Origin of the sequence: Nonomuraea sp. NPDC049152, from assembly GCF_040648355.1 — a bacterium.
Lineage (GTDB): Bacteria > Actinomycetota > Actinomycetes > Streptosporangiales > Streptosporangiaceae > Nonomuraea.
Genome location: NZ_JBEZDO010000008.1, coordinates 217476 through 243941 on the forward strand (window position 1 = coordinate 217476; position 26466 = coordinate 243941).

The 26466-nt window shown below is 68.6% G+C and carries 27 protein-coding genes; 23 read left to right on the forward strand and 4 right to left on the reverse strand.

Going from position 1 to position 26466, the window contains the following annotated elements; all coding sequences use genetic code 11:
- Positions 1-7 precede the first annotated feature (7 nt).
- Positions 8-1465 (reverse strand): glycosyltransferase, encoded by a 1458-nt coding sequence (locus tag AB0B45_RS17475; protein WP_358131525.1) that lies wholly within the window; start codon positions 1463-1465, stop codon positions 8-10.
- Positions 1466-1632: 167 nt separating this feature from the next.
- On the opposite strand from AB0B45_RS17475, the gene thrC reads away from it, so the two are divergent.
- The 4 genes from thrC (at position 1633) to AB0B45_RS17495 (ending at position 6387) form a co-directional block, all read left to right on the forward strand.
- Complete coding sequence (thrC, locus tag AB0B45_RS17480) at positions 1633-2673, forward strand: threonine synthase (RefSeq protein ID WP_358131527.1); 1041 nt, start codon at positions 1633-1635, stop codon at positions 2671-2673.
- A 122-nt stretch (positions 2674-2795) separates the two neighbouring features.
- Entirely contained in the window at positions 2796-3767 is a 972-nt protein-coding gene (gene thrB, locus AB0B45_RS17485; protein ID WP_358131529.1) for a homoserine kinase, read from the forward strand.
- A gap of 454 nt (positions 3768-4221) precedes the next feature.
- A complete protein-coding gene (rho, locus tag AB0B45_RS17490; RefSeq protein ID WP_358131530.1) occupies positions 4222-6219 on the forward strand; it encodes a transcription termination factor Rho in 1998 nt (665 codons plus the stop codon).
- A 66-nt stretch (positions 6220-6285) separates the two neighbouring features.
- The gene (locus AB0B45_RS17495) at positions 6286-6387 is read left to right on the forward strand and encodes a VOC family protein (protein ID WP_358131532.1); all 102 of its coding nucleotides are present in this window, start codon (positions 6286-6288) and stop codon (positions 6385-6387) included.
- 328 nt (positions 6388-6715) lie between these two features.
- Here the strand turns inward: AB0B45_RS17495 and AB0B45_RS17500 are convergent, their stop codons facing one another.
- A complete protein-coding gene (locus AB0B45_RS17500; RefSeq protein ID WP_358131534.1) occupies positions 6716-7804 on the reverse strand; it encodes a hypothetical protein in 1089 nt (362 codons plus the stop codon).
- A gap of 248 nt (positions 7805-8052) precedes the next feature.
- Here AB0B45_RS17500 and rpmE point away from each other — a divergent pair, with 248 nt between their 5' ends.
- The 19 genes from rpmE to AB0B45_RS17595 all read left to right on the forward strand — a co-directional run bounded on the left by rpmE (position 8053) and on the right by AB0B45_RS17595 (position 24033).
- Positions 8053-8268 carry a 50S ribosomal protein L31 gene (rpmE, locus tag AB0B45_RS17505; protein WP_354917212.1) on the forward strand — a complete coding sequence of 72 codons (216 nt, stop codon included), beginning with the start codon at positions 8053-8055 and terminating at the stop codon, positions 8266-8268.
- Positions 8269-8361: 93 nt separating this feature from the next.
- On the forward strand, positions 8362-9414 hold the full coding sequence (gene prfA, locus AB0B45_RS17510) for a peptide chain release factor 1 (protein ID WP_358131535.1): 1053 nt from the start codon (positions 8362-8364) through the stop codon (positions 9412-9414).
- Positions 9411-10265: a peptide chain release factor N(5)-glutamine methyltransferase gene (gene prmC / locus AB0B45_RS17515; protein ID WP_358131537.1), complete on the forward strand. Its 855-nt coding sequence runs from the start codon at positions 9411-9413 to the stop codon at positions 10263-10265. The genes prfA and prmC overlap by 4 nt, the downstream gene beginning before the upstream one ends.
- 11 nt (positions 10266-10276) lie before the next feature.
- Positions 10277-10924: an L-threonylcarbamoyladenylate synthase gene (locus AB0B45_RS17520; RefSeq protein WP_358131538.1), complete on the forward strand. Its 648-nt coding sequence runs from the start codon at positions 10277-10279 to the stop codon at positions 10922-10924.
- Between the two features lie 55 nt (positions 10925-10979).
- Positions 10980-12752, forward strand: coding sequence for a hypothetical protein (locus AB0B45_RS17525; RefSeq protein ID WP_358131540.1), 1773 nt, complete (start codon positions 10980-10982; stop codon positions 12750-12752).
- Positions 12753-12766: 14 nt separating this feature from the next.
- Positions 12767-13144 (forward strand): hypothetical protein, encoded by a 378-nt coding sequence (locus tag AB0B45_RS17530; protein WP_358131541.1) that lies wholly within the window; start codon positions 12767-12769, stop codon positions 13142-13144.
- Positions 13145-13165: 21 nt separating this feature from the next.
- Entirely contained in the window at positions 13166-14425 is a 1260-nt protein-coding gene (glyA, locus tag AB0B45_RS17535) for a serine hydroxymethyltransferase (RefSeq protein WP_358131543.1), read from the forward strand.
- Positions 14426-14482: 57 nt separating this feature from the next.
- A complete protein-coding gene (locus tag AB0B45_RS17540) occupies positions 14483-15733 on the forward strand; it encodes an MraY family glycosyltransferase (RefSeq protein WP_358131545.1) in 1251 nt (416 codons plus the stop codon).
- Positions 15734-15864: 131 nt separating this feature from the next.
- The gene (locus AB0B45_RS17545) at positions 15865-16287 is read left to right on the forward strand and encodes a hypothetical protein (RefSeq protein WP_358131547.1); all 423 of its coding nucleotides are present in this window, start codon (positions 15865-15867) and stop codon (positions 16285-16287) included.
- Between the two features lie 66 nt (positions 16288-16353).
- Entirely contained in the window at positions 16354-16569 is a 216-nt protein-coding gene (locus AB0B45_RS17550; RefSeq protein WP_358131549.1) for an AtpZ/AtpI family protein, read from the forward strand.
- A 70-nt stretch (positions 16570-16639) separates the two neighbouring features.
- Entirely contained in the window at positions 16640-17434 is a 795-nt protein-coding gene (gene atpB, locus AB0B45_RS17555) for a F0F1 ATP synthase subunit A (protein WP_358131551.1), read from the forward strand.
- 71 nt (positions 17435-17505) lie between these two features.
- The gene (atpE, locus tag AB0B45_RS17560) at positions 17506-17736 is read left to right on the forward strand and encodes an ATP synthase F0 subunit C (protein WP_354917244.1); all 231 of its coding nucleotides are present in this window, start codon (positions 17506-17508) and stop codon (positions 17734-17736) included.
- A 35-nt stretch (positions 17737-17771) separates the two neighbouring features.
- A complete protein-coding gene (locus AB0B45_RS17565; protein WP_358131553.1) occupies positions 17772-18323 on the forward strand; it encodes a F0F1 ATP synthase subunit B in 552 nt (183 codons plus the stop codon).
- Positions 18323-19132 carry a F0F1 ATP synthase subunit delta gene (locus AB0B45_RS17570; protein WP_358131554.1) on the forward strand — a complete coding sequence of 270 codons (810 nt, stop codon included), beginning with the start codon at positions 18323-18325 and terminating at the stop codon, positions 19130-19132. Before AB0B45_RS17565 ends, AB0B45_RS17570 begins: the two co-directional genes overlap by 1 nt.
- Positions 19133-19155: 23 nt before the next feature.
- A complete protein-coding gene (gene atpA, locus AB0B45_RS17575) occupies positions 19156-20805 on the forward strand; it encodes a F0F1 ATP synthase subunit alpha (RefSeq protein WP_358131555.1) in 1650 nt (549 codons plus the stop codon).
- A gap of 3 nt (positions 20806-20808) precedes the next feature.
- Positions 20809-21711, forward strand: a complete 903-nt coding sequence (locus tag AB0B45_RS17580) for a F0F1 ATP synthase subunit gamma (RefSeq protein WP_358131557.1) — start codon at positions 20809-20811, stop codon at positions 21709-21711.
- A 1-nt stretch (position 21712) separates the two neighbouring features.
- A complete protein-coding gene (gene atpD, locus AB0B45_RS17585) occupies positions 21713-23146 on the forward strand; it encodes a F0F1 ATP synthase subunit beta (RefSeq protein WP_358131559.1) in 1434 nt (477 codons plus the stop codon).
- A gap of 67 nt (positions 23147-23213) precedes the next feature.
- Positions 23214-23618 (forward strand): F0F1 ATP synthase subunit epsilon, encoded by a 405-nt coding sequence (locus AB0B45_RS17590; protein WP_358131561.1) that lies wholly within the window; start codon positions 23214-23216, stop codon positions 23616-23618.
- Positions 23619-23643: 25 nt separating this feature from the next.
- Positions 23644-24033 carry a DUF2550 domain-containing protein gene (locus AB0B45_RS17595; RefSeq protein WP_358131562.1) on the forward strand — a complete coding sequence of 130 codons (390 nt, stop codon included), beginning with the start codon at positions 23644-23646 and terminating at the stop codon, positions 24031-24033.
- Between the two features lie 158 nt (positions 24034-24191).
- On the opposite strand, the gene AB0B45_RS17600 is transcribed toward AB0B45_RS17595, so the two are convergent.
- Complete coding sequence (locus AB0B45_RS17600; protein WP_358131564.1) at positions 24192-25625, reverse strand: serine hydrolase domain-containing protein; 1434 nt, start codon at positions 25623-25625, stop codon at positions 24192-24194.
- A 10-nt stretch (positions 25626-25635) separates the two neighbouring features.
- Entirely contained in the window at positions 25636-26226 is a 591-nt protein-coding gene (locus tag AB0B45_RS17605; RefSeq protein ID WP_358131566.1) for a cob(I)yrinic acid a,c-diamide adenosyltransferase, read from the reverse strand.
- Positions 26227-26466: the final 240 nt, after the last annotated feature.

Genomic DNA, 26466 nt, shown 5'->3' on the forward strand with positions numbered 1-26466 from the left:
CTCCCCGCTAGTTGGGGCGCAGCGCGGACTTGAGGCGGCGGAGCAGCGTGCGCTCCTCGGCGGCGGGCGGCGGGGTGGGCACTGGTGCCGGGATCGACACCGGCTTGGGCGGGGCGGGCGCCGGCCAGTAACGGCCTGGGCCCTCGTGCCTGATGCCGTGGGTGACCTCGATGATCTCGTCGGGGTCGGTGCCCCCATGCGGCGCGAGCAGTCGCGCGCGAGCCAGCGCCGACGTGCGCTCCAGCCTGGCCGTGCGCCCGTCGGGCAGATCGACGACCAGTACGCCCGTCAGGTCCTTCTGCGCCGACTCGACCATCCGCTCCAGCGTCGCCTTATGCAGCGGCACGTCGACGGGCCCGACATAGCGGAACGGCGTCGGCGAGGGCGTCGGCGCCGCCTCGTCGATGAGCCTGATCCGATCGTCGTGCGCATAGAGCTCGCGCATCACCCTGAGCTCGAAACACGCGTCGCCGAGCACCGAACGCCGTCCCTCGTGCAGCCGCGACCACGGGCCGACGAGTGTCACCACGACGTCCTGCAGCTTCCCGTCGAGCGCGGCCGCCACCGCCTGCCGTACCGTCGCCTCGGAGGTGTCCGTGACGTCCAGGACGATCTCCACGTACGGCACCAGCCACCGCCTGCCCTTGTCCTTGCGCAGGTCGCGGCGGAGCGGGATGCGGTGGGCGAGGAACGGCTCCACCACCCGCACCGCCCGCTCACGGTCGCGGTGCTGCGCGGGCAGCCCCAGGTGGACGGCCTGAGCCTGCTGGTCGGGCACGAACACCACGCCGTGCATCGCCAGCCGGTAGGCGAACTCGGTGTCCTCGCCGCGCAGGACGTGCGGGTCGAGGCCGCCCACCGCGTGGAACACCTCACGCGGCAGGGCGAACGTCGGCCCCGTACACACGTGGTACGGATTGCGGCTCTTGCGCAGCCCGTCCGTCTTCTCGATCGTCGCCTCCGTCGAGCTGGGGATCGCCGACGCGAGGTCGAACAACTCGCCCAGGGACGTCGCCCGGTGGACCTGCTTCGGCGTCAGCGGCGGCTTCTCGACGAACCTCTTCATGCCGATCGAGACCACGTAGTCCGACACGTGGTGCCACCTGGCCAGCGCCTCGATGTGCTCGCGGCAGGCCACCATGTCGGCGTCGAGCCGCTGGATGATCTCGCCGTCGGCGGCCTTCACCCCTGTGTTGACCGCGGTGGAGATGCCCCAGCCTTCCGTGACGCGGACGACCCTGGTGTTGACCGGCCTGATCTCCGGCAGCCTGATCGGCGGCTCGCTGCCGTCGTCGACGACCACGACCTCCATCAGGTGCTCAGGGTAGGTCTGCCCGGCCAGCGCGGCCAGCGTGAGGTCGAGATGCGGGCCGTCGTGAGCGGGGACGACCACGCTCACCGACAAGGAGGGCGACCATTCGCCCATCCGCGGCGGCGTCAGTGCGGAGTAGTCGTTCTGCCTCATCGCAGTCATGGTGTTCCAGCCCTCCCCGTCCCCTGTGGGAGACCTTATCCGGGGTGGCTAGGTATTGGCGGAAGAGTCTGTCCAATCAATGGACGGTCGTACCGCCGGGAGAGCCAGGTGGCCGTAGACTCTGTGCCCAACACCGCAGGTAGTCGCAGGAGCGAATCATGACCAGGGCATGGCGAGGCCTCATCGAGGAATACCGGGACCGGTTGCCGGTGAGCGAGACGACGCCCGTGGTCACGCTCCTTGAGGGCGGCACACCGCTCGTGCCCGCCCATCGCGTGTCGGCGCTGACGGGGTGCGAGGTCTACCTCAAGGTCGAGGGCGCCAACCCGACAGGCAGCTTCAAGGACCGCGGGATGACCATGGCCATCAGCAAGGCCGTGGAGGAGGGTGCCAAGGCCGTCATCTGCGCCTCGACGGGCAACACCTCGGCCTCGGCCGCCGCCTACGCCGTACGCGCGGGGCTGACCTGCGCCGTGCTCGTGCCGCGCGGCAAGATCGCCATGGGCAAGCTCGCGCAGGCGCTCGTGCACGGCGCGACGCTGCTGCAGGTCGAGGGGTCCTTCGACGACTGCCTCGAGATGACGAGGAAGCTGTCGGAGAACTACCCGATCGCCCTGGTCAACTCGGTCAACCCGTACCGCCTCCAGGGGCAGAAGACGGCCGCCTTCGAGATCGTCGACACGCTCGGCGCCGCGCCCGACATTCACTGCATCCCCGTCGGCAACGCGGGCAACATCTCCGCCTACTGGATGGGCTATCAGGAGTACGGCACGTCGCCGCGCATGTTCGGCTTCCAGGCCAGCGGCGCCGCGCCCATCGTCAACGGCGCGCCCGTCACCCACCCGCACACCATCGCCACGGCCATCCGCATCGGCAACCCTGCGTCGTGGAAGCTCGCCGAGGCGGCGCGCGACGAGTCGGGCGGCCTCATCCAGGCGGTGACCGACCGGCAGATCGCCGCCGCCTACAAGCTGCTGGCGCAGGAGGAGGGCGTGTTCGTCGAGCTCGCCTCGGCCGCGAGCGTCGCGGGACTGCTGCACGCGCACGCGCAGGGGCTCGTCGAGGCGGGCCAGCGCATCGTCTGCACGGTCACGGGCAACGGGCTCAAGGACCCGGACTGGGCGATCTCGGGCGCGCCCGCGCCCGTCACCATCCCGATCGACGTCCATGCCGCGGCCTCCGCCCTGGGCCTCGACTGACCTTCGTTTTTTCGTACGGCAAGCCGGCTCGGCGCCTCCGTGGTCACGGGGCGCCGTCCGCCGAAGGCGCGCCGCCCAGCAGGACTCCGGCGCCCGCCGCCACGGCGACCCTTAGGAGATGAATGACCGACAGCAGGGTGATCGTCCGGGTTCCGGCGACCTCGGCGAATCTGGGCCCCGGGTTCGACTCCCTCGGCCTGGCGCTGAGCCTCCACGACGAGATCGAGGCATCGCTGTTCACGCCGCCGACCGGGCGGCGCGTGGTGGAGATCTCGGTCGAGGGCGAAGGCTTCGGGGAACTCGACCTCGGTGAGGAACACCTCATCGTCCAGGCCATGCGCACGGCCTTCGACCGGATGAACGCCCCGCAGCCCGCCGGAATCCGCCTGCTGTGTCGCAACAGGATCCCGCACGCGCGCGGCCTCGGGTCGTCCTCGGCCGCCATCTGCGCGGGAATCCTCGCCGCCAGGGCGCTGGCGAGCATGCCGTACACGCCGGAGGGAGGCGCGGCGCTCGGCTCTCAGCGAACAACGGAGCTGAGCGACGAGAAGGTTTTCGCGCTCGCCACCGAGATGGAAGGGCATCCCGACAACGTGGCCCCCTGTCTGGCGGGCGGGCTCACCATCGCCTGGACGGACCAGGGCGGAGTTCCGCGTATGGTGAAACTGGTTCCCGACGCGAACATCAGGCCTGTCGTGCTGATACCCGCTACGCGGCTGTCCACGGAGACGGCAAGGGGACTGCTACCCAAGGACGTGCCTCACAAGGACGCGTCCTTCAATGCGGGGCGGGCCGCGCTGCTGATCGCCGCGTTGACCGGACGGCCCGAACCTGACCTGCTTCTGGCGGGCACGGAGGACCGTCTCCACCAGGAATACCGCGCGCCTGCCATGCGGCGGACCGCCGATCTGGTAGAACGGCTGCGTGCCGTGGGCGTGCCTGCCACCGTTTCGGGAGCGGGTCCCACAATTCTTGCGTTTTCGACACCGAATGCGCAGGATTTGATCGCGCCAGAAGTGGGTAGTGACTGGCACATCCAGCTAATGGACGTCGACCAAGACGGTGCGAACGTTCAGTTCCCCGAGACACGCTGATGCCTCTTAGACCTTCAGGGAATAGCCGTGTGCGCTGGTGATGTTAGGCTGGTAGCCGCACCAGATGCCCCCTTGTTGGGTGCGTGCTTGTCAGCCAGATATCGCTGCATCATGCTTCACGTCGCGAGGCGTGAGCAGCACGGCTGTCTCCCCGAATCCGCTCGTCCCGTTCGGCCCACACCCGGTCGGCGCGACGCGAGGCGGCGAATCCGGGGATCTGCGCGTTCGAACCACCTCGACATCTGGCTGGCGACAGCAATCTGGGGGGTTCCCTCCACGCGCCACCGTCCTGTGGCGACCTGGACGAATCCCTCCCCAACCGTGGCGGCCGTCCTGCGCGGCGGCCGAAGATCGCAAAGTGCACCCCGACCCGGACTGTCCCGCCGGATCGACAGCACCTCCGGGACGATCGGCTGATCATGGCCGACGCCCGACCCCTGGGAAGGACCCTTAGTTGAGCGACACCACCGAACTCCTCTCCGACGCTTCCGGCTCGGCCGCGAGCGCGTCCGGCGACACCCCCACCCGCGCCGCGGCCAAGCCGCGCGCGCGTCGCTCCGGCACCGGACTGTCCGCGAAGGTGCTGCCCGAGCTGCAGAAGATTGCCGCCGAGCTGGGCATCAGCGGGACCGGGCGGATGCGCAAGAGCGAGCTCATCGCGCGTATCCAGGAGAAGCAGGGAGTCGGCGCCGGTGACAGCGCCCCAGCGGCCGCCGAGGCGCCCGCCCCCGCCGAAGCGCCGGCCGTGGCCGAGCGCCCCGCCCGCAGCCGTCGGGAACGTTCCCGCCCTGCGCCAGCCGCCGAGCCCGTGACCGCACCCGAGCCCGTCGTGGTCCACGAGCAGCCCGCCGTGGCCGCTGCCGCGCCCGTCGTCGAGCAGCCGCAGCAGCCCGTCGTCGAGCAGAGCGACCAGCAGGTCGACAGCCGCGCCGAGCGTGGCGAGAGCCGTCGCGACCGCGGCGAGCGCCGCAGCCGCCGCGAGCGTGGCGACCGCACCGACCGTGGCGACCGTACTGACCGTGGAGACCGCGCTGACCGTGGTGACCGCGGCGAGCGGCAGGAGCGTGTCAGCGACCGCCAGGAGCGCGGCGAGCAGCAGCCGCAGCGCACCGACCGCGGCCAGGACCGCTCGCAGGACCGCTCGCAGGACCGCGGTCAGGACCGTGGCCAGGACCGCTCTCAGGACCGGGGCCAGGACCAGCGCGGCGCCGACGACGACGAGCGCGGGCGCGGCAGGCGCGGGCGCTTCAGGGAGCGCAACCGCGGCCGCGGCCGCGACCGCTTCGACAGCAACGAGCCCGTGATCGGCGACGACGACGTCCTCATCCCGATCGCCGGCATCCTCGACATCCTCGACAACTACGCGTTCGTCAGGACCAGCGGCTACCTGCCCGGTTCCAACGACGTGTACGTGTCGCTGGCCCAGATCCGCCGTAACGGCCTGCGCAAGGGCGACGTCGTCACCGGCGCCGTCCGCCAGCCGCGCGACGGCGAGCGCAGGGAGAAGTTCAACGCCCTGGTCCGCCTCGACACCGTCAACGGCATGGACCCCGAGCAGGCCCGCAACAGGCCCGACTTCAACAAGCTCACCCCGCTCTACCCGCAGGAGCGGCTGCGCCTGGAGACCGAGCCCAACATCCTGACCACGAGGATCATCGACCTCGTGGCGCCGATCGGCAAGGGCCAGCGCGGCCTCATCGTCTCCCCGCCCAAGGCCGGCAAGACGATGGTGCTGCAGTCGATCGCCAACGCGATCACCCGCAACAACCCCGAGTGCCACCTGATGGTCGTGCTCGTGGACGAGCGGCCCGAAGAAGTCACCGACATGCAGCGCTCGGTCAAGGGCGAGGTCATCCACTCGACCTTCGACCGTCCCGCCGAGGACCACACCACCGTCGCCGAGCTGGCCATCGAGCGCGCCAAGCGCCTGGTGGAGCTGGGCCACGACGTGGTCGTCCTGCTCGACTCCATCACCCGCCTCGGCCGCGCCTACAACCTGGCGGCCCCGGCGTCCGGACGCATCCTGTCCGGTGGTGTCGACTCGACCGCGCTCTACCCGCCGAAGCGCTTCTTCGGCGCCGCGCGCAACATCGAGAACGGCGGCTCCCTGACGATCCTCGCCACCGCCCTGGTCGAGACCGGGTCGAAGATGGACGAGGTCATCTTCGAGGAGTTCAAGGGCACCGGCAACGCGGAGCTCAAGCTCAACCGCTCCCTGGCCGACAAGCGCATCTTCCCCGCGGTGGACGTCGACGCGTCCGGCACCCGTAAGGAAGAGATCCTCATGGGCAAGGACGAGCTCCAGATCGTCTGGAAGCTCCGCCGGGTCCTCCACGCGCTGGACATGCAGCAGGCGCTCGAACTGCTTCTGGAGAAGATGAAGGAGACGAAGTCCAACGCGGAGTTCCTCCTCCAGGTCCAGAAGACGACGGTCAGCTCCGACCGCGACTAGCACGACGTACGGCGAAGCGCCCCGGGTGTTCGACACCCGGGGCGCTTTCGCGCTTTGGCACAACGCGTGGTCCTCGCTCGTCGACATCGGTCAGACCGGGGAGGAGTCCTCGCCGATCCCGAAGGTAACGAGTTCTGCCTGCTCAAGGCCCGCCTCGACCCACTCTGACGGCCCTCGTCGGCAATGTGGATCATCTCGGCGTCGGCATCGACCCGGAACGACAGCAGCCCCCGGCCACCACCGAACGTCGTCTCCCGGAGGGTCGGGTGGTCGCCCGGCGCTGCGATGCAGGCGTCCCACGGTGCGTCGGCTTAGGGGCCCAGTACGCTGCGGCATCGGTGTGGTATCCGGTGCGAGGGGGACGCTGCGGACTGGAGATGCGCGGGGAGCCTTCAGGCGGGCGAATCTTCTCGGCTCAGCAGACGCGCGGTGGTCCTCCATGACGAAGAACGGCCCGCCCCCTTCGCGGGAGCGGGCCGTACCTCCGGTCGCGTGACTACTTCACGTCCACGAACTCCTGAGCCGACCAGGAGCTGTAGGTCTTGCCGGTCGCGGGCACCTTGGTGCGCCAGTACCCGTCGTACTTCTGCTTGACCGCCTTCGTGTACTTGCCCGTCGACGTCGCCTTGGCGAAGCCCATGAACTTGTACGACTTGGTGCCCTTCTTCTTGAAGTACACCTCGACGACCTTGCCCGAGTACGCCTTGGTCCCCCGGTAGGCCTTGCCGTAGATCTTGAAGGCATTACCGGCCGTGGCCTTGTTCGGCGCGGTCAGGGTGATCTTCGACTTCGACTTCTTGGACGCTCCGCCGACAGGCGCGTTCACGCTGAACGAGCCGACGCCCTTGAGCGTCTCGTTCCCGCGGCTCGCGGAGATCTCCAGCGTCCAGTCACCGGGAGCGCTGTCGTCGGTGAAGTAGACGACGCCGGTGTAGTAGCCGTCGGTGTCGAGCTCCAGGCTGCCGAGGTCGTAGTACTCGGAGGTGGTGTCGCTGGTCATCTTGGCGCTCACGAGGGAGGCGTCCTTGACCGCGGCGCGCACCGTGACCTTGACCTCCTTGCCCTTGATCAGGTCGACGGGGTTCGGGGTGACGGACGCGCCGCTGATGCCCTGCTTGGGCGCGACCTTGACCGTGAAGTTGTTCGTGCCACGGCTGGTCACGATGCTCAGCGTCCAGTCGCCGGACGGGTCGTCCTTGGAGATGGTGAACTTGCCGCTACCCTGTGCGGAGGCGGGGCGCGGCTGCCCGTCGGCCACGGCGGCGGGCGGGGTGTAGGAGGTGCTCACCGTCTTCGCGCTCTTGCCGGGCGGAGTGATGCCGGCGGAGGAGATCGTGACCTTGTCGGTGTCCGTCGTCGGACCGTTGCCGGTGCCGAGCGGGTTCGACACCTGGAAGGTGAACGAGACCTCGATCTCCTTGTCAGCGGGGACGTACGCGTTGCCGACGGACACGTTGGCGATGTCGTCGGCTGCCGCGTAGGCCGCCCGCGACACGGATGCGCTGGCCGAGGAGAGGCCGGCGCCCCCGACGAGCACAGCCACCCCCGTTGCGGTCGCCAGCAGCAACCGCATCCTTCTCTTCATGTGATGGGGCCCCTTGCATCGGTGTATATGTGAGAAAAGTTACGGATTGGTCGATTGAGCCTAATGGGGCCTGTGTGACTCGTCCATAAGATCGCTGGGAATGGCTCGTGGCCTGGGATGGTTAGAGGATCTGGCACACTGGTAGCTGAACCCAAGCGGTACCGGTTCCCGCAGCGCGCGATCGACCGTGTGCGACAGCGCGCAAGCCGTACGGAGCGACCCGGCGACCGCAGCCCGAAAGGACAGCAATGAAGCGCGACATCCACCCCGAGTACAACGTGACTCAGGTGACCTGCACCTGCGGTAACTCCTTCACCACGCGCAGCACCGCGAAGAACGGCGTCATCCACGCCGACGTGTGCTCTGCCTGCCACCCGTTCTACACGGGCAAGCAGAAGATCCTCGACACCGGCGGTCGCGTGGCGCGCTTCGAGCAGCGCTTTGGCAAGAAGGCCAGCAAGTAGCTTCCCTGACGCCGGCCCGGAGACGCGCGTACGCGCTCCCGGGTCGGCGTTCGTGGTGAAGAGGGCGGCGACAAAGCGGAAGAAGGACGCACGGTGAACCTCGACGAACTGCTCACTGAGTACGCCGAGCTGGAGCAGCAGCTCGCGGATCCGTCCGTGCACGCCGACCAGAACAAGGCCCGCACGCTCGGCAGGCGCTACCGCCAGCTGACCCCCATCGTCGGCACCTACCGCGAGCTGGAGGGCGTCCGTGACGACCTCGCCGCGGCCAAGGAGCTGGCGACGGAGGACGAGGCCTTCGCCGAGGAGGCGACCCAGCTGGAGGAGCGCGTCCCCAAGCTGGAGGAGAAGCTCAAGCACCTGCTCATCCCGCGTGACCCCAATGATGAGAAGGACATCATCATGGAGATCAAGCAGGGTGAGGGCGGCGAGGAGTCGGCGCTGTTCGCCGGAGACCTGCTGCGGATGTATCTGCGGTACGCCGAGCGACTCGGCTGGAAGACCGAGATCATCGACGCCCAGCACTCCGACCTCGGCGGCTACAAGGACGTCACGGTCGCGATCAAGGCCAAGGGCGACGAGGGCGTCTGGTCGAGGCTGAAGTACGAGGGCGGCGTGCACCGCGTGCAGCGGGTGCCCGTCACCGAGTCGCAGGGCCGTATCCACACCAGCGCCACCGGCGTGCTGGTCTACCCGGAGGCCGAAGAGGTCGAGGTCAACATCGACCCCAACGAGCTCCGCATCGACGTCTACCGCTCCAGCGGACCAGGCGGGCAGAGCGTCAACACCACCGACTCGGCGGTCCGCATCACGCACCTGCCGACCGGCGTGGTCGTCTCCTGCCAGAACGAGAAGAGCCAGCTCCAGAACAAGGAGTCGGCGATGCGCATTCTGCGGGCCAGGCTGCTGGCTGTGGCGCAGGAGCAGGCCGACGCCGCCGCCCAGGCCGAGCGGAAGTCACAGGTCCGCACCATGGACCGCTCCGAGCGCATCAGGACGTACAACTTTCCGGAGAACCGCATCTCCGACCACCGCGTCGGCTTCAAGGCGTATAACCTCGACCAGGTGCTCGACGGAGAACTGAGCGCTGTCACCCAGGCCCTCATCGACGCCGAAATGGCGGAGAAGCTCGCACAACACTCATGACATTCCTGCTGGACGAGATCGCTCTCGCAACCGCTCGGCTGGCCGAGGCCGGAGTGCCGTCGCCGCGCACTGACGCCGAGGAGATCGCGGCGTTCGTCCACGGCGTGCGCCGGAGCGCGCTGCACACGGTCAAGGACGCCGACTTCGACGCCCTCTTCTGGGAGGGCGTCGCCAGGCGCGAGGCCAGAGAGCCGCTGCAGCACATCACCGGCCACGCCTACTTCCGCTACCTCGAACTGGCCGTGGGCCCCGGCGTCTTCGTGCCGCGACCGGAGACCGAGGTGGTCGCGGGCTGGGCGATCGAGCGCCTGCGCGAGATGGACGTGGCCGAGCCGCTCGTGGTCGACCTCGGCACCGGTTCGGGCGCGATCGCGCTGTCGATCGCGCAGGAGGTCGCGCTCGCACAGGTCCACGCGGTCGAGGTCGATCCCGACGCGTACGGCTGGGCCAAGCGCAACATCGCCGAACACGGTCAGGGCAGGGTCCACCTGCACCCCGAGGACCTCGCCGACGCGCTGCCCGAGCTCAACGGCAAGGTCGACCTCGTCATCTCCAACCCGCCCTACATCCCTCCAGGGGCGGTACCCCGCGACCCCGAGGTGCGCGACTACGACCCCTCCCGGGCGTTGTACGGCAGCGGCGCCGACGGCCTCAACGAGGTCAGAGCCGTCGAGCGTACGGCCCGCCGCCTGCTCAGGCGGGGCGGGTTGGTGGCCGTCGAGCACGCCGACGAGCAGGGCCAGTCCGTCTACCGCCTCTTCCCCGAGGACAAGGGCTGGCGCGACGCCCGGCTGCGCCAGGACCTCACCCGCAGGGACCGCTTCGTCACCGCCAAGTTCGGCCAGGAATAGGATTGCTCGCCGTGGGACGACGTTATGACTGCGCAGACCCCGACCAGAAGGCCGCGGGGCTGACCGACGCGGCTTCTGCCGTACGCAAGGGCGAGCTGGTGGTGCTGCCGACGGACACCGTCTACGGCATCGGTGCCGACGCCTTCACCCCTTCGGCGGTGAACGCGCTGCTCGAGGCCAAGGGCCGGGGGCGCGACATGCCGCCGCCCGTCCTCGTCGGCACCGTACGCGCCGCGAACGCGCTTGTGGAGGACCTCGGCCCGTACGGCCAGGACCTCATCGACGCGTTCTGGCCCGGGCCTTTGACGCTGGTGTGCAAGGCGAACAGGTCGCTGTCGTGGGACCTCGGCGACACCAAGGGCACGGTCGCGCTGCGCATGCCGCTGCACCCCGTCGCGCTCGACCTGCTCAAGGAGACGGGCCCGATGGCCGTCTCCAGCGCCAACCGTTCGGGCGCGCCCGCGGCCACGACGGCGGAGAACGCTGAGGAGCAGCTCGGCGAGTCGGTGGCCGTCTACCTCGACGGCGGGCCCTGCGCCGACGACACGCCCTCGACGATCCTCGACCTGACGACGGCGGTGCCCCGCCTGCTCAGGAAGGGCGCCATCTCGGTCGAGAAGCTGCGCGGCATCGTGGGGTACGTCGCCACCGACGATTGATGCCGTCTGTTTATCCCTGAGGCGGGCGGCTTCGGCTGCACCTACCGTGTGGCGCATGGGCTCGTTCGACGGTATGGATCCGACCCTGGTGCGTGACCTGCTGGCCGAGGTGCAGCGGGCCGCCGCGCAGATGCGCACGATCGAGAGCAGGATCGCGCAGGTCACCAGGACCGCGGGGCTCGCGACGCCTGCGACGCACCGGCCTTCGCAGGTGGCCGACGCGTGCGAGACCATGGCGCGCGACGTCACGGGGCGGCTGGCGCTGCTGGAGAAGAGGGAGGCCGCGCCCCGGACGGGGGAGCAGGTCAAGGACGTGTCGGCGAACGGCACGCCCGCGTCGGGCAAGGACGAGGACCCTTCACCGAGGGACACCACGCCGAAGGACTCGACGGGGACCGACTCCACTCCCAAGGAGCCGCGCGAGACGCCCAAGGAACCTCTCGACGACGCGAAAGAGCCGCGAGACGACGACAGGGCCTCGCGCACGACCAACCCCCGCGACACGACGCCTCCCGAGCCTGAGCCGAAGAAGGACACCACCCCGCAGGAGCCCACCCCGAGAAGCGAGACGCCTCGGGACACGACGCCCACGGACCTGCCGTCCAGGAACGACCACCCCAAGAGCGAGACGGACCAGGCGCAGCGCGAGACGGACCGCCCTCAGGGCGAGACGGACCAGCCGAGGCGTGAAGCGGACCATGGCGAGACTGACCAGCCGAGGCGCGAGACCGACCGCCCCCAGAGCGTGACGGACCAGCCGAGGACCAGCGCGGACGAGCCGAAAGACGACGAGCGGGACAGTCGTCGCGATAGGGGTACCGAGCCCGACAGGTCCGGTCAGGACATCCTCGACACCCCGAAGCGGGACCACCCCGACGACATCGACCAGACCGAGACGGGCAAACCGCAGGTCGTCGAGGTGGACGGGGTCAAGGTCCTGCAGATCCCGCTCGACCCGCCCACGGCGCGCGAGGTCGAGGAACTGCTGGAGAACGTCGACGCCGTGCAGCCCACCGACCTGCCCTCCGTCGAGCCCGCGGTGGACCCGGTCGAGCCCGCCCAACCGTCCGACGGTACGGCGGGCCGTACGGGAAGCCCGACGGCAACCGGCGACGTGCCGGCCACGTGGGCGAACGACGGAAGCGACGTGGTGTCCGCGGAAGCCAGGCCCCCGTCCGACGCGGCGGTGAAGTCGCTCGCGGACAACGCGAGCCGCGTCGGGCCGACGGACATGCCGGGCGTGCGACTGCCGACGGGTGAGTGGGGCAGAGCGGCCATCCCAGACGGCATCACCCCTGACGGGCCCGCGGGTTCGGTGCACCCCGGCGGGACAACAGCCCAGGCCCAGGACCCCGATGGCCAAGCGACCGCAGGCAACCCGGACGGCAACGCACAGGTCCCTGGAGCCGTACGAGACGGCGACCCGCAGATTTCCAGCCGAGCGTCCGATGGAGACGCGCCGGTGTCCGATCGAGTGTCGGACGGGCACTCGCAGATGTCCGGCCGCGCGTCTGACGGGCACTCGCAGTTCTCCGGGAGCGTGGCGGGAGGTGCGACGGGTACGACCGGTGCCGGTGATGTCGCGAGGTGGGCGAACGACGGGAGTGACGTGGTGTCGGTGGATGCCGGGCCGCCGTCCGATGCCGCGCTCAAGACGCTCATGGACAACGCGAGCAGCATCGGGCCGATGGACATGCCGAGCGTTCAGGTCCCGCCCGGCGAGTGGGGCAAGGGCGAGTGGGTCGCCGAAGACTTCGGGCCGGACGGTGAGCCCGGCCGGGTCGAGGCGAACGCTCCGGACCGGCCGATCGTGCCGCCGGGCAGCTGAGAGGGAGTGCGCGCATGTACGTCGATCCACCGGCTCCACAGCCGCGCCAGCCGGGCGAGCAGCCACCCGCGACGGGTTCGGCAGGCCCCCTGGACGGCCACCCGAGGGCCTGGGAGTTCAATCCCGACTACCAGCGCCTGGTCACCGCGTGGCAGACCGTCCTGCCCATGCTGGAGACGCTGACGGCCTCCCTGGACAAGGCCTACCAGCTGGCCCGCAGCCCGCAGACGTGGGAGGCGCCGGTCGGTGGCCGATATGTCGAGGATCTTGCCGAATGGCGGAACAGGCTGGCGCTGTACCGGCAGTCGGTGCTCACGGCGATCAGCGATCAGGCGGCGGACACGCCGCGGTGGGTGCCTGCCGCGGTCGGCGCGCCCCATGCCTTCTCGTGATTGTGGGCTTACAGTGGGGGAATGGGTGACGCACCCCAGTACGGCCCGGACTTCGGGGCCCTCCAACGGGGGGACCCCGAAATCGCACAGGTGCTGCTGGACGAGCTGGCTCGGGTGCGGGGCGGCCTCCAACTGATCGCGAGCGAGAACTTCACCTCGCCCGCCGTGCTGGCCGCGCTGGGGTCGACGCTCACCAACAAGTACGCCGAGGGCTATCCGGGCAGGCGCTACTACGGCGGCTGCGAGGTGGTCGACAGGGCGGAGATCCTGGCGCTGGAGCGGGCCAAGGAGCTGTTCGGCGCCGACCACGCCAACGTGCAGCCGCATTCGGGCGCGAGCGCGAACCTGGCCGCCTATGCCGCGCTGCTCCAGCCCGGCGACACGATGCTGGCGATGGCGCTGTCGCACGGCGGTCATCTCACCCACGGATCCCGGGTCAACTTCTCCGGCCGCTGGTTCGACGTGGTGTCGTACGGCGTGCGCCGCGACACCGAGCTCATCGACTACGACGAGGTGCGCGATCTGGCGCTCAGGCACCGGCCCAAGCTGATCGTGTGCGGCGCCACGGCCTATCCCCGGCTGATCGACTTCGGCGTCTTCAGAGGCATCGCGGACGAGGTAGGCGCGTGGTTGATGGCCGATGTGGCGCACACGATCGGCCTGATGGCGGGGGGCGCGGTCCCTTCGGCGGTGCCGTACGCGGACATCGTCACGTTCACCACGCACAAGGCGCTGCGCGGTCCGCGCGGTGGCGGCATACTGTGCACGGCCGAGCTGGCGGCGAGGGTCGACAGGGCGGTCTTCCCGTTCGTGCAGGGCGGCCCGCTCATGCACGCGATCGCCGCCAAAGCGGTGGCGTTCGGCGAGGCGATGCGGCCGGAGTTCGCCGACTACGCGAGGATGGTGGTCGACAACGCGCGCGCTCTCAGCGAGGCGCTGGAGGGGATGCGGCCGGTGTCCGGCGGCACCGACACCCATCTCGCGCTCGTCGACCTGCGTGGCTGCGAGGTGACGGGCGCGGAGGCGGAGCGGCGCTGCGCGGCGGCGGGCATCACGCTCAACCGCAACGCCATCCCTTACGACCCCGAACCGCCCGTCGTCACGTCGGGTCTGCGGGTGGGCACGCCCTGCGTCACGACGCAGGGCATGGGAGCCGAGCAGATGAAGGAGGTGGGAATGCTGGTGTCGCGCGCGGTGAGATATCCCGAAACAGCGGATGAAGTGCGGGAACGTGTCACCGAACTGGCAGCGGAGCATCAGCCTTATCTCAGCGAAATATAAGGTGATCTGTGTCGATTTCCGGTCACAGCTGGCCGGTGCATCCGGGAAACTAGGTCCGTGCGCGAATACCTCTTCATGGCGTTGGCAGCGGCGGCGGTGACGTACCTGCTCGTCCCGCTGGTCCGGCGTTTCGCCATCCGCATCGGAGCCATGCCCGAGGTTCGCGATCGCGACGTGCACACCACGCCGACCCCGCGGCTCGGCGGGCTGGCGATGTACGGCGGGCTGGTCGCAGGGCTGCTGACGGCCACGCAGCTCGACAAGACGGGCGGCGTGCTCGCCCAGGACGACACCGTGCTGGCTCTCATCGTCGCCGGTGGGCTCATCACGCTGACCGGCTTCCTCGACGACTGGTGGGGCATGGACGCCTTCATCAAGCTCGGCGGTCAGATCGGCGCGGCGGGCGTGCTGGTCTGGTTCGGCCTGTTCCTGCCGTGGATCCCGTGGGTCAGCGGCGAGAGCATCGGCCTCGCGCCCGACCTGAGCGCGATCATCACGATCCTGGTCGTGGTCGTCTCCATCAACGCGGTCAACTTCGTCGACGGCCTTGACGGCCTCGCCGCCGGCATCGTCGGCATCGCCGCCGCTGCCACCTGGGTCTATGCCATCTTCCTCGACCAGAGCATCGAGCAGAACAGGATCAACACCACCGCGGCCATCACCGCGATCCTGATCGGCATGTGCCTGGGCTTCCTGCCGCACAACTTCCACCCGGCCAGGATCTTCATGGGGGACACGGGCGCGATGCTCCTCGGCCTGGTCCTGGCCTCGTCGCTGATCACGGTGACCCCCGTCGACGCCGACGTGATCCAGGGCATGAACAGGTTCGGCGCGCTGATGCCGATCCTGCTGCCCGCCGCGGTGATGGTGCTCCCGCTCATCGACCTGATAAGCGCGGTCATCAGACGCACCTCGATGGGACTGTCTCCCTTCGCCCCCGACCGCGGCCACCTGCACCACCGGCTGCTCGACATCGGCCACTCCCACAGGCGCACCGTGCTGATCATGTACGCGTGGACGTCGTTGTTCGCGCTCGGCCTGGTCGGCATGTCGGTCAAAGGCGTGCCTGTCGTGTCCTTCCCGATCGTGATCGTGCTGGCGATCGGCGTGCTGCTCGTCTTGATGGCGTTGCCGCGCTGGCGCGGGAGAGGCGGTTCGCATTCCGCCAAGCCCACCAACAAACCGGACGATGAGGACGATGGCCCTGCGACGGGTCCTATGCCGCCCATCAGGGGCGATGTCCAGTCGACGCCTCAGGGCAGCGACGACACCAGCGTTGTCCCTGCGTTTCCCGTTCGTTCGTCTTGATCGCGAACTAGAAAGGCCAGGTAAAGGCGGCCCTCTGTGAGCTTGTGATATCTTTCACGAGCAGGGCCCCCATAGAGTACGGCTCATGGGGTAGCAATCGCTCGCTTGTTAACTGACTGTCTGGAGCACCGATGCAGGCCAACGACGTGCGCGTCCTCAAGAGCGCCGCGCTACCCACCCTGGTGGTGGGGGCCGTCGCTGTCATCGTGGCTTTCCTGATAGCCGGCGGTAAGGGCGCGCTCGGCGCCGTCGTCGGTCTCGCGCTCGTCGCGGTCTTCTTCAGCATCAGCGTGGTGGCGGTGTCCTACGCCGCCCGAGTCTCTCCGCAGATGATGGCGATCGCCGCGATGCTCAGCTACCTCGTCAAGGTCCTGGTCATCCTGGCCATGCTGCGCACGTTCGGTGACACGACCGCGTGGAACCCGAAGGCCTTCGCCTGGACCGTCGTGGTCGGCACCATCGTGTGGACCGCGAGTGAAGTGCGCGCCTTCATGAAGACCAAGATGCTTTACGTGGACCCCGAGGCCAAGGTCCCGGGTCAGGGCCAGTCATGATCCCCGGTAAAGTAACGGGGTCCGATATGACTAGTCCTCCCTGTCCCTGCTATCGTCAGGCGCGCGATGAGCGAAGAGAAACGCCGGCCCGAGGACGACGGCCGCGACTTCGCCAACGCCGCGTGGTCGATTCCCAGCTACCTGCTCTCCGGGATGGTTGTCTACGGCGGTGCTGGCTGGTTGCTGGACCGGTATCTCGACACGTCCGCGTTCTTCCCCATAGGTGTCGTCCTGGGGACAGTGCTCGCCGTCTACCTGGTCTACCGGAAGCACGGCCGCTAACTCCGCGCGGCGGCACTGCCCGCCCAAGGAACTTTGTTGTGACCACCTACCACGCTGAAGGGAACGCCGCGTGATCGCGCTGACGCTCCTCGCCGATCCTGACCAGTTCCAGGCTCCGACGCCGGAAGAACTGTTCGAACTCCCCCCGATCTTTCCCGGGGTCGACTGGTTCACCAAGCCGGTGCTGCTGGCGATCCTCAGCTCGATCATCGTGCTGGGCTTCCTGTGGGCCGCCTTCTCCAACCCGAAGATCGTGCCCAGGGGCGTCCAGAACGTCGCCGAGATGGGCTACATGTTCGTACGTGACCAGGTCGCCCGGCCCTTCCTGGGCAAGGATGCCGACCGGTTCATGGCTCTGCTCCTCAGCATGTTCTTCGTGATCTGGGTCTGGAATGTGATGGGTGTCATCCCCGTCGCTCAGTTCCCCGTCGCCTCGCACATCGCCTTCCCGATCGTGCTCGCCGTCTCGATCTACGTGCTGAAGCTCTACCTCGGCTTCAAGACCCAGGGTGTCGGCGGCTACTTCAAGAACATGATGTTCCCGCCGGGGCTCCCTAAGTTCATCTACGTCCTGCTGGCGCCGATCGAGTTCCTGTCGAACATGATCATCGCGCCGTTCACGCACGCTGTGCGACTTTTCGCCAACATGTTCGCCGGCCACATGCTCATCGCCTTCTTCAGCATGGTCGGCTTCTGGTTCCTGTTCGAGAAATTGACCCCTCTCGGTGCTCCGATCGGCGTGCTCGGCGTCCTGATGACGATCATCATGACCGGGTTCGAGCTGTTCATCATGTTCCTGCAGGCGTTCCTCTTCTCGATGCTGGCCGCCATGTACATCGGCAACAGCCTGCACCCGGAGCACTAAGAACCACCTACCGGTATATCCAGACCGGTGATACACCGCATCACCGGCCGACCAAGTAAAGGAAAACAGCAATGAGCCTTCTCGCTGAGGTCTCCGGCAACGTCACCGCCATCGGCTACGGTCTCGCCGCCATCGGCCCCGGCATCGGCGTCGGCATCATCTTCGGTCAGGGCGTGCAGGCCATCGCGCGTCAGCCCGAGGCCTACGGACTGATCCGCCAGAACATGCTCCTCGGCTTCGTCCTCACCGAAGCCCTGGCCCTGATCGGTCTGGTCGCGCCGTTCATCTTCGCGAACCTGTAAAGACCGAAGACCACCCCTGACGAAAGGCTGCATCCATGATTACGGCAGCTTCGCTCCTCGCGGCGGAGGGCGGCGCCAACCCGCTGCTCCCGCACGCGTTCGAGCTGGTCGTGGGCATCTTCGCGTTCTTCGTCGTCTTCCTCGTCGTCGGCAAGATCCTCACCCCGCGCATCCAGAAGACTCTGGCCGAGCGGACCGACGCGATCGAGGGCGGCATCAAGAGGGCGGAGGACGCCCAGGCCGAGGCGCAGGCGCTGCTCAAGCAGTACCGCGACCAGTTGGCCGAGGCCCGGCACGAGGCCGCCAGGCTGCGCGAGGAGGCTCGCGAGCAGGGCGCCCAGATCAAGGTCGAGCTCCGCGAGGAGGCCCAGGCCGAAGCGCGCCGCATCATCGAAGCGGCGCACGCGCAGATCGAGGCCGACCGCCAGCAGGCGTTCGCCCAGCTGCGCACCGAGATCGGTCGCCTGTCGACCGACCTCGCCACCCGCATCGTCGGCGAGTCCCTCGAGGATGAGGCGCGTCAGCGCCGCACCGTTGACAGGTTCCTCGACGAGCTGGAGAGCTCCTCGCGGCAGGCGGTGCGCTGATGCGTGGCCTGAGCAGGAGTTCGCTGGCCGTGGTTGAAGAGCGCTTCAACGCGGTGGCGGCTTCGGCGGACCTCGGGCGCCTGGCTGATGACCTGAGCGCCATCGTGGACCTGCTCGACCGCGAGCACGGGTTGCGCCGGAGCCTTTCGGACCCGGCGCGGCCCCCGGCCCAGAAGTCCCAGGTCCTCCGCATGCTGCTCGAAGGCAAGGTCAGCGAGGCCGCGCTGGAGACGGCCACGGCGGCCGTCGAGGCCAAGTGGTCCCGCGCCGGCGACCTGGCCGACGCGCTCGAGCGGTTCAGCGTGATCGCCTCGGCCGCACAGGCCGAGTCCGAAGGACGGCTCGACGACGTGGAGGACGAGCTCTTCCGCTTCAGCCGCATCGTCGCCGCCAACCCCAACCTGCGTCGCACGCTCGCCGACGCTGCCGCCCCCGCCGAGGGCAAGGAGCGGCTGCTGAAGGAGCTGCTCGGCGGCAAGGTCGCCCCCTCCAGCCTGCGTCTCATCACGCAGCTGGCAGTACGCCCGCGAGGACGTAGCCTGGAGGCTGGCCTGGAGGAGTACTCCAGACTGGTCGCGGCGCAGCGTCAGCGTCTCGTGGCGGTGGTCCGTAGCGCCGTGGCGCTGAGCGACGAGCAGAAGCAGCGTCTGGGTGCGTGGCTGCGCACCTCCTATGGCCGTGACGTTCACGTGAACGTCGAGGTCGACCCGCGAGTGCTCGGTGGATTCTCGGTTCGCATCGGCGACGAGATCATCGACAGCACCATCGCGGGACGAATCGAAGAAGTCCGCCGCCGGTTGGCCGGCTAGGCGAATAGGGAGACAGAGAAGAGATGGCGGAGCTTACGATCCGGCCGGACGAGATCCGGGACGCGCTTGAGCGCTTCGTCCAGGCGTACGAACCGGAAGGCGCCGCGCGCGAGGAGATCGGGACCGTCGTCGACTGTGGCGACGGCATCGCCCATGTCTCCGGCCTTCCCTCGGCGATGGCGAACGAGCTGCTCGAGTTCGAGGACGGCACGCGCGGCCTGGCATTGAACCTCGACACCCGCGAGATCGGTGTCGTTATCCTGGGCGACTTCAGCAAGATCGAGGAGGGCCAGACGGTCCGCAGGACCGGCGAGGTCCTGTCGGTGCCGGTCGGCGACAACTTCCTCGGTCGCGTGGTCGACCCCCTGGGCAACCCGCTCGACGGCAAGGGCGCGATCGAGTCCGAGGGCCTGCGCGCTCTCGAACTGCAGGCACCCAGTGTCGTCCAGCGCCAGCCGGTGAAGGAGCCCCTGGCCACCGGCATCAAGGCGATCGACGCCATGACCGCGATCGGCCGTGGTCAGCGCCAGCTGATCATCGGTGACCGTGGCACCGGCAAGACCGCGATCGCCGTCGACACCATCCTCAACCAGCGCGACAACTGGCAGTCGGGCGACCCGACCAAGCAGGTCCGCTGCGTCTACGTCGCGATCGGCCAGAAGGGCTCGACGATCGCGCAGGTCAAGGGCCGCCTGGAGGAGGCGGGCGCGATGGAGTACACCACCATCGTCGCCGCTCCGGCCTCCGACGCCGCAGGCTTCAAGTACCTCGCCCCCTACACCGGTTCCGCCATCGGGCAGCACTGGATGTACCAGGGCAAGCACGTCCTCATCGTCTTCGACGACCTGACCAAGCAGGCCGACGCCTACCGCGCCGTCTCCCTGCTGCTGCGTCGTCCGCCGGGCCGTGAGGCCTTCCCCGGCGACGTCTTCTACCTCCACTCCCGCCTGCTGGAGCGCTGCGCCAAGCTCTCCGACGACATGGGCGCTGGCTCGATGACCGGTCTGCCGATCATCGAGACCAAGGGCAACGACGTCTCGGCGTTCATCCCGACCAACGTCATCTCCATCACCGACGGCCAGGTCTTCCTCGAGACGGACCTGTTCAACGCGGGCGTCCGCCCGGCCATCAACGTCGGTGTCTCGGTCTCCCGAGTCGGTGGCTCGGCGCAGACCAAGGCGATGAGGAAGGTCGCGGGCACGCTCCGTCTGGCCCTGTCGCAGTACCGTGACCTGGAGGCCTTCGCCTCCTTCGCCTCCGACCTGGACGCCGCCTCCAAGGCCCAGCTGGAGCGCGGTCTGCGCCTGGTCGAGCTGCTCAAGCAGCCGCAGTACAGCCCGTTCTCCCTGGAGCGCGAGGTCGTCTCGGTCTGGGCCGGTACGACCGGTGAGCTCGACGAGGTGCCGGTCGAGGACATCCGCCGCTTCGAGGCCGAGTTCCTCGACTACATCCAGAGCGCCCACAAGGGCATCTTCACCGGCATCAGCGAGACCAAGGACCTCTCCGACGACACGGTGACCGCCCTCAAGGACGCAATCACCGAGTTCAAGAAGGGCTTCACCACCTCTACTGGTGAGCTGCTCATCAAGGACGAGCCCGTCGCGCCGCTCGGCGCCGACGAGGTCGGTCAGGAGAAGATCCGCAAGGTCGTCCGCCCGGCGGAGAAGAAGTAGCCGATGGGTGCCCAGCTAAGGCTGCTGAGGCGGCGGATCAAGTCGGTCAAGTCGACCGCCAAGATCACCCGCGCCCAGGAGCTCATCGCCTCTTCGCGGATCGTGAAGGCGCAGCAACGGATGCAGGCGGCGCTGCCGTACGAGCGTGAGATCACTCGCGCCGTCACCGGCGTCGTCAGCAACGCGGCCAGCGTCGACCATCCGTTGACCGTGGCGAAGGAGAACCCCGCCAAGGCGGGCGTCCTCATCGTCACCAGCGACAGCGGCTTCTGCGGCGGCTTCAACGCGAACATCCTGCGCGAGGCCGAAGCCCTCCGCGGCCTCCTCGAGGGTCGCGGGCTGACCGTGGCGCCGTTCGTCACGGGCCGCAAGGGTGTCGCCTGGCACAGCTTCCGCGGTAGGGAGATGGGCGGTCAGTGGACCGGCTTCTCCAGGAAGCCGTCCTACGCCAACGCCAAGGAGATCGCGAACGCGCTCATCGAGTCGTTCAAGGAGGAGCACGGGATCGACGAGATCCACATCGTCTCCACCCAGTTCGTCTCGATGCTGACGCAGGAGGTCGTGGTCAAGCGGATTCTGCCGCTGGAGGTCGAGGAGGCCGAGGCGACCGAGTCCGACACGATTCCGCCGTACTTCGAGTTCGAGCCCACCGCCGGTGATGTGCTGGAGTCGTTGCTGCCGCGCTACGTCGAGTCGCGCATCTTCACCGCGCTGCTCCAGTCGGCGGCGGCCGAAGAAGCCTCACGCCGGCGCGCCATGAAGTCGGCGACGGACAACGCCAACGAGCTCATCCGCGTGTTCACGATGCAGATGAACCAGGCTCGCCAGGCCGAGATCACCCAGGAAATCAGCGAGATCGTCGGCGGCGCCAACGCGCTGGCTGACGCCGCAGCGGGGAAAGAGTGAAATGACTGCAGAGACTGTTGAGACCACGACCGGCACGGGCCGCGTGGCTCGCGTCACGGGTCCCGTCGTCGACGTGGAGTTCCCCGTCGAGGCGATGCCCGACATCTACAACGCCCTCAACGTCGAGGTCACCCTCGGCGGCGAGACCAAGAAGCTGACCCTGGAGGTCGCCCAGCACCTGGGTGACAATCTGGTCCGCGCCATCTCGATGCAGCCCACCGACGGCCTGGTCCGCGGCTCGGCGGTCACCGACACCGGCCTGCCGATCTCGGTGCCGGTCGGCGACGTCGTCAAGGGCCACGTGTGGAACGCGCTCGGCGAGTCGCTCGACGTGCCGACCTCGTCCCTCAAGGTCACCGAGAAGTGGGGCATCCACCGTCCGTCCCCCGCGTTCGACCAGCTCGAGTCGCGCACCGAGATGCTGCCCACCGGCATCAAGGTCATCGACCTGCTGACGCCGTACGTGAAGGGCGGAAAGATCGGTCTGTTCGGTGGCGCCGGTGTCGGCAAGACCGTTCTGATCCAGGAGATGATCCGCCGAGTCGCGCTGAAGTTCTCCGGAACCTCGTGCTTCGCCGGCGTCGGTGAGCGTACCCGTGAGGGCAACGACCTCTGGCTGGAGATGGATGAGGCCGGCGTCCTCAAGGACACCGCCCTCGTCTTCGGTCAGATGGACGAGCCGCCGGGCACGCGTCTGCGCGTCGCGCTCTCCGCGCTGACCATGGCGGAGTACTTCCGTGACGTGCAGAAGCAGGACGTGCTTCTGTTCATCGACAACATCTTCCGGTTCACCCAGGCAGGTTCCGAGGTCTCCACCCTGCTCGGCCGCATGCCGTCCGCCGTGGGTTACCAGCCCACGCTGGCCGACGAGATGGGTGTGCTCCAGGAGCGCATCACCTCGACGCGTGGTCACTCGATCACCTCCATGCAGGCGATCTACGTGCCCGCGGACGACATCACCGACCCGGCCCCGCACAACGCGTTCGCGCACCTCGACGCGCAGACCGTTCTTTCGCGGCCGATCTCGGAGAAGGGCATCTACCCCGCGGTGGACCCGCTGGACTCCTCCTCCCGCATCCTCGACCCGATGGTCGTCGGCGAGGAGCACTACCGGGTGGCCCAGGAGACCAAGCGAATCCTGCAGAAGTACCGCGAGCTGCAGGACATCATCGCGATCCTCGGTATCGACGAGCTGTCCGAAGAGGACAAGGTCACCGTCAACCGGGCCCGCCGCATCGAGCGCTTCCTGTCGCACCCGATGTACGCCGCCGAGGCGTTCACCGGTCAGCCTGGTGAGTTCGTGCCGCTGGACGAGACGATCGCCTCGTTCAAGGGTCTGTGCGAGGGCGAGTACGACCACCTGCCCGAGCAGGCCTTCTTCATGGTCGGTGGCATCGAGCAGGCCATCGCCAAGGCCAAGGAACTCTCCAAGTAATCGCCTTCGGTGCCAGGTGCGGTGAAAGACCCGCACCTGGCATCTGATCGGAAAGGAACCTACACAAGTGGCGAAGCTACGCGTAGGGGTCGTCTCACCGGAGCGTGAGATCTGGTCGGGCGAGGCCGACATGGTGATTGCCAAGACCGTGGACGGCGAGATCGGTATTATGCCTCAACACGCACCGGTGCTCGGCGTGCTCGTCGAGGGCGGGGTCCTGCGTGTGAAGCGCGGCGGCGGCGAGGACGACCTCATCGCCGCGGTGCACGGCGGGTTCATCTCCGTGGCCGACAACGAGGTGTCCGTGCTGGCCGAGGCGGCCGAGCTGGGTTCCGAGGTGGATGTCGCGGCTGCCCGCGACGCTCTCGAGCGGGCTCAGGCCTCGATCGAGGCCGACCAGGAGGACGCCGACGCGGCGGTCGAGGCCAAGCGAGCAAGGGCCAGGCTGCGCGCGGCCGGCGAGGACGTCTGATCTTTCACAACACGCGGGGGCGGCGATGCTGACGATTCTTACGGACGTGCTGCTCGCTGCCCTCCTGCTCGCGGCTCTCATGGTGATCCGCGGTTTCGCCCTGGCACGTTCCCGAGGGAGCGTGCCGTGTCGACTCAAAGTGGGACCTTCCACGGGCCCCCATGGCTGGCGTCGCGGTGTAGCCCGCTACGCCGACGGGGAGCTCCATTGGATCCCGCTCATCGGTGTGCTGTTCAGGCCGCGCCACGCAATCGCGAGGCGCGGCCTGACTGTTTCCGCCAGGCGGCAGATCGGCGGCGGCCAGTGGGCCATCGACTGCGGCGCGGTGTCGCTGGCGATGTCGGAGGACGCGCTGACGGGTTTCCTGGCGTGGCTGGAGTCGGCACCGCCCAGCGCGTACCTGGACGTCGCCTGACCCATGTGATGCCACCGCGGCGCCTCTGGGTGGCATGCTGCACGGCACTCCGGCCTCTGAGCGGCATGCTGTACGGCACGCCGGGTCGAGGCCACCGCGGTCACTCGGTGACCGCCCGTCCATCACGCTCACTCCAGCGGGACTCCGGCTGCTCGCCGTCACATCGGGATCGTGACCGCTGCCGCCGCGAGCGCGGAGAAGGCCAGGGACAGCCCCACCGTCCAGCGCTGCGATCCAGGGTTCTGCTCGCGTGAGACGGGAAGCTCGCGCCACCTGCTCATCACGACCACCGCCGACGCGGCGAAGAGGCTGGCCGCGGCCAGCCACGGCAGCACGGTCAGCCGCTCCCACGGCCCGGTGATCCACGCCAGGTAGAGCAGCACCACGTTCCACGCCGCGTCGTTGACCGCCTGCAGCCTGGTCAGGCCGCCGATGCGCCTGATTGTGGAGATCGCGACGAAGGCCACGATGAGCGGCCAGAGAATGCCGTGGATGAGGAACGGCAACGAGAGGGAGGAGTCTTCCTCGTCGACGCCGAGCAGGCGGAGCGCGACCGCGTCGACGTCCTGGGCGGTGTTCGACAGGACGATGACGCCCCGGCCTGTCGCGGCCTCGAAGCCGGCGAACGAGCGGGAGCCGCTGGTGCCGCCGTTGTGCCAGGTGACCTGGCGGCTGCCCTTCGGCGTGGTGAACCACGCCAGGCCGATCCGCTCGCCCGATCCCGCGTCGAATCTCGGCTTCGCGCTGCCCGCGCCCGGGGCGGTGCCCGCGATCACGCCGGTGAGCAGCTTGGCAAGGTCGCCCGTCGTGGACCACACACCGAAGCCGGCAGGGGAGTAGCCCGCGCTCGCCCACGGGACGACCCGGTGGCCGTTGGCCCTGTGGGGGAGCGCGCCACCCTGCGGAGGCGCCTCGCCCAGGCTCCTGACCACGGTGCCGGCCATGCCGAGCGGGGTGAGAACCCGCTCCTTGAGCAGCTCGGGATACGGCTTGCCGGCCCTGCGCGCGGCGGCGTGACCGGCCAGGGCCATACCGAGGTTGGAGTAGGCGACCGTACCGCGTCCTTCGACCTCGGCCGTGGCCGCCTCGTTCAGGAGGCTCTCGGCGGACAGCGGGTAGGGGTTGGCGCCGGAGAAGTTCGACAGGATCATGCGGGCCGTGCCCTGCGGGCCGCCCGCCGGCGTGCTGGGCAGCCCCGCGCGGTGGCTGACCAGCTCCTCCAGCGTCGCCTTCCCGGCGGGAGTGCCCTTCAGCTCGGGGAGCAACACCTCCACGGGGTCACTCAGCCTGAGCATGCCGTCCTCGGCCAGATCGGCGATCACCATGGCGGTCAGCGTCTTGGTGATCGAGCCGATCTCGAACGGGGTCTCGGGGGTGATCGGCCGCTCGCCGACGCCCGCGAACCTGGCCCTGCCGTTCTCGATCATCGCGACGGAGGCGTCGCGCAGGCCGGTGGAGGGAGCGGTGCCCCTGAGCGCCGCCGCGAGCCGGGCGTCGCCCGTGGTCGTCTCGCCGAGCCCCGTGGGCCAGGGGGAGACAATGGCCAGACCGACCGCCAGAACGGCGAAAACGAGGGCAAAACTATTCTTCATATGGCGACGATTATCGCGTACCTCCGGGCTTCCACAGGATCTCGCCGCCGTCGTGCGCGGTCCTGCACAGGATGAACAGCAGGTCGGACAGGCGGTTGAGGTACTTGGCCGGGAGCGGACTGACGTCCTGGTAGGCCTCGAGCGCGGCCCAGGCGGAGCGCTCGGCGCGGCGGACCGTCACCCTCGCCACGTGCAGTTGCGCCGTGGCGGGGTCGCCGCCCGGCAGGATGAAGCTGCGCAGTGGCTGGAGGTCGGCGTTGAAGTGGTCGCACTGTGATTCGAGCCACGCGATGTAGGAGGGCTCGACCCGCAGCGGAGGGAACTCGGGGCTGTCGACGAGCGGAGTGGCCAGGTCGGCGCCCAGGTCGAACAGCTCGTTCTGGACCCGGCGCAGGACGTCGGTGATCTCGGGGGCGAGCGTGCCGTAGGCGAGGGCAAGGCCGATGGCGGCGTTGGCCTCCTCGGCGTCGGCGTACGCGGCGAGCCTGGGGTCGGTCTTCGACGTGCGGCTCATGTCGCTGAGCGCGGTCGTGCCGTCGTCGCCGGTGCGGGTGTAGATCTTGGAGAGGACGACCGGCTTGTCCTTGTCTGCGCGCGTCATGCCCTCAGCATCGCAGACGCCCGTCGGACGACGAGCTCACTTGGGATTCCAGCCTCTCCGCGGTACCGGGCCGTGCGTCGGACCGCGACCCACCACGCACGTCGGCCGGCAGCCCGCGTCCCCATGAAACCTCAGCCGGTGATCTGGGGTGTCGTCGTACCGGTGGGGGGTCGGGGTCGTTCGGGTGGTTCGCGGGAGGACGACAGCCGGTGATCGCGAGCGGGGTTGTGCTGGTGGGTT

Coding starts and splice junctions, on each gene's coding strand:
- atpA (WP_358131555.1), top strand. CDS start 19,156: ATGGCGGAGCTTACGATCCGGCCGGACGAGATCCGGGACGCGCTTGAG.
- atpE (WP_354917244.1), top strand. CDS start 17,506: ATGAGCCTTCTCGCTGAGGTCTCCGGCAACGTCACCGCCATCGGCTAC.
- AB0B45_RS17565 (WP_358131553.1), top strand. CDS start 17,772: ATGATTACGGCAGCTTCGCTCCTCGCGGCGGAGGGCGGCGCCAACCCG.
- AB0B45_RS17550 (WP_358131549.1), top strand. CDS start 16,354: ATGAGCGAAGAGAAACGCCGGCCCGAGGACGACGGCCGCGACTTCGCC.
- rpmE (WP_354917212.1), top strand. CDS start 8,053: ATGAAGCGCGACATCCACCCCGAGTACAACGTGACTCAGGTGACCTGC.
- thrB (WP_358131529.1), top strand. CDS start 2,796: ATGACCGACAGCAGGGTGATCGTCCGGGTTCCGGCGACCTCGGCGAAT.
- AB0B45_RS17475 (WP_358131525.1), bottom strand. CDS start 1,465: ATGAGGCAGAACGACTACTCCGCACTGACGCCGCCGCGGATGGGCGAA.
- prmC (WP_358131537.1), top strand. CDS start 9,411: ATGACATTCCTGCTGGACGAGATCGCTCTCGCAACCGCTCGGCTGGCC.
- AB0B45_RS17605 (WP_358131566.1), bottom strand. CDS start 26,226: ATGACGCGCGCAGACAAGGACAAGCCGGTCGTCCTCTCCAAGATCTAC.
- AB0B45_RS17530 (WP_358131541.1), top strand. CDS start 12,767: ATGTACGTCGATCCACCGGCTCCACAGCCGCGCCAGCCGGGCGAGCAG.
- AB0B45_RS17600 (WP_358131564.1), bottom strand. CDS start 25,625: ATGAAGAATAGTTTTGCCCTCGTTTTCGCCGTTCTGGCGGTCGGTCTG.
- AB0B45_RS17545 (WP_358131547.1), top strand. CDS start 15,865: ATGCAGGCCAACGACGTGCGCGTCCTCAAGAGCGCCGCGCTACCCACC.
- thrC (WP_358131527.1), top strand. CDS start 1,633: ATGACCAGGGCATGGCGAGGCCTCATCGAGGAATACCGGGACCGGTTG.
- glyA (WP_358131543.1), top strand. CDS start 13,166: ATGGGTGACGCACCCCAGTACGGCCCGGACTTCGGGGCCCTCCAACGG.
- AB0B45_RS17500 (WP_358131534.1), bottom strand. CDS start 7,804: ATGAAGAGAAGGATGCGGTTGCTGCTGGCGACCGCAACGGGGGTGGCT.
- AB0B45_RS17595 (WP_358131562.1), top strand. CDS start 23,644: ATGCTGACGATTCTTACGGACGTGCTGCTCGCTGCCCTCCTGCTCGCG.
- AB0B45_RS17580 (WP_358131557.1), top strand. CDS start 20,809: ATGGGTGCCCAGCTAAGGCTGCTGAGGCGGCGGATCAAGTCGGTCAAG.
- AB0B45_RS17570 (WP_358131554.1), top strand. CDS start 18,323: ATGCGTGGCCTGAGCAGGAGTTCGCTGGCCGTGGTTGAAGAGCGCTTC.
- AB0B45_RS17525 (WP_358131540.1), top strand. CDS start 10,980: ATGGGCTCGTTCGACGGTATGGATCCGACCCTGGTGCGTGACCTGCTG.
- atpD (WP_358131559.1), top strand. CDS start 21,713: ATGACTGCAGAGACTGTTGAGACCACGACCGGCACGGGCCGCGTGGCT.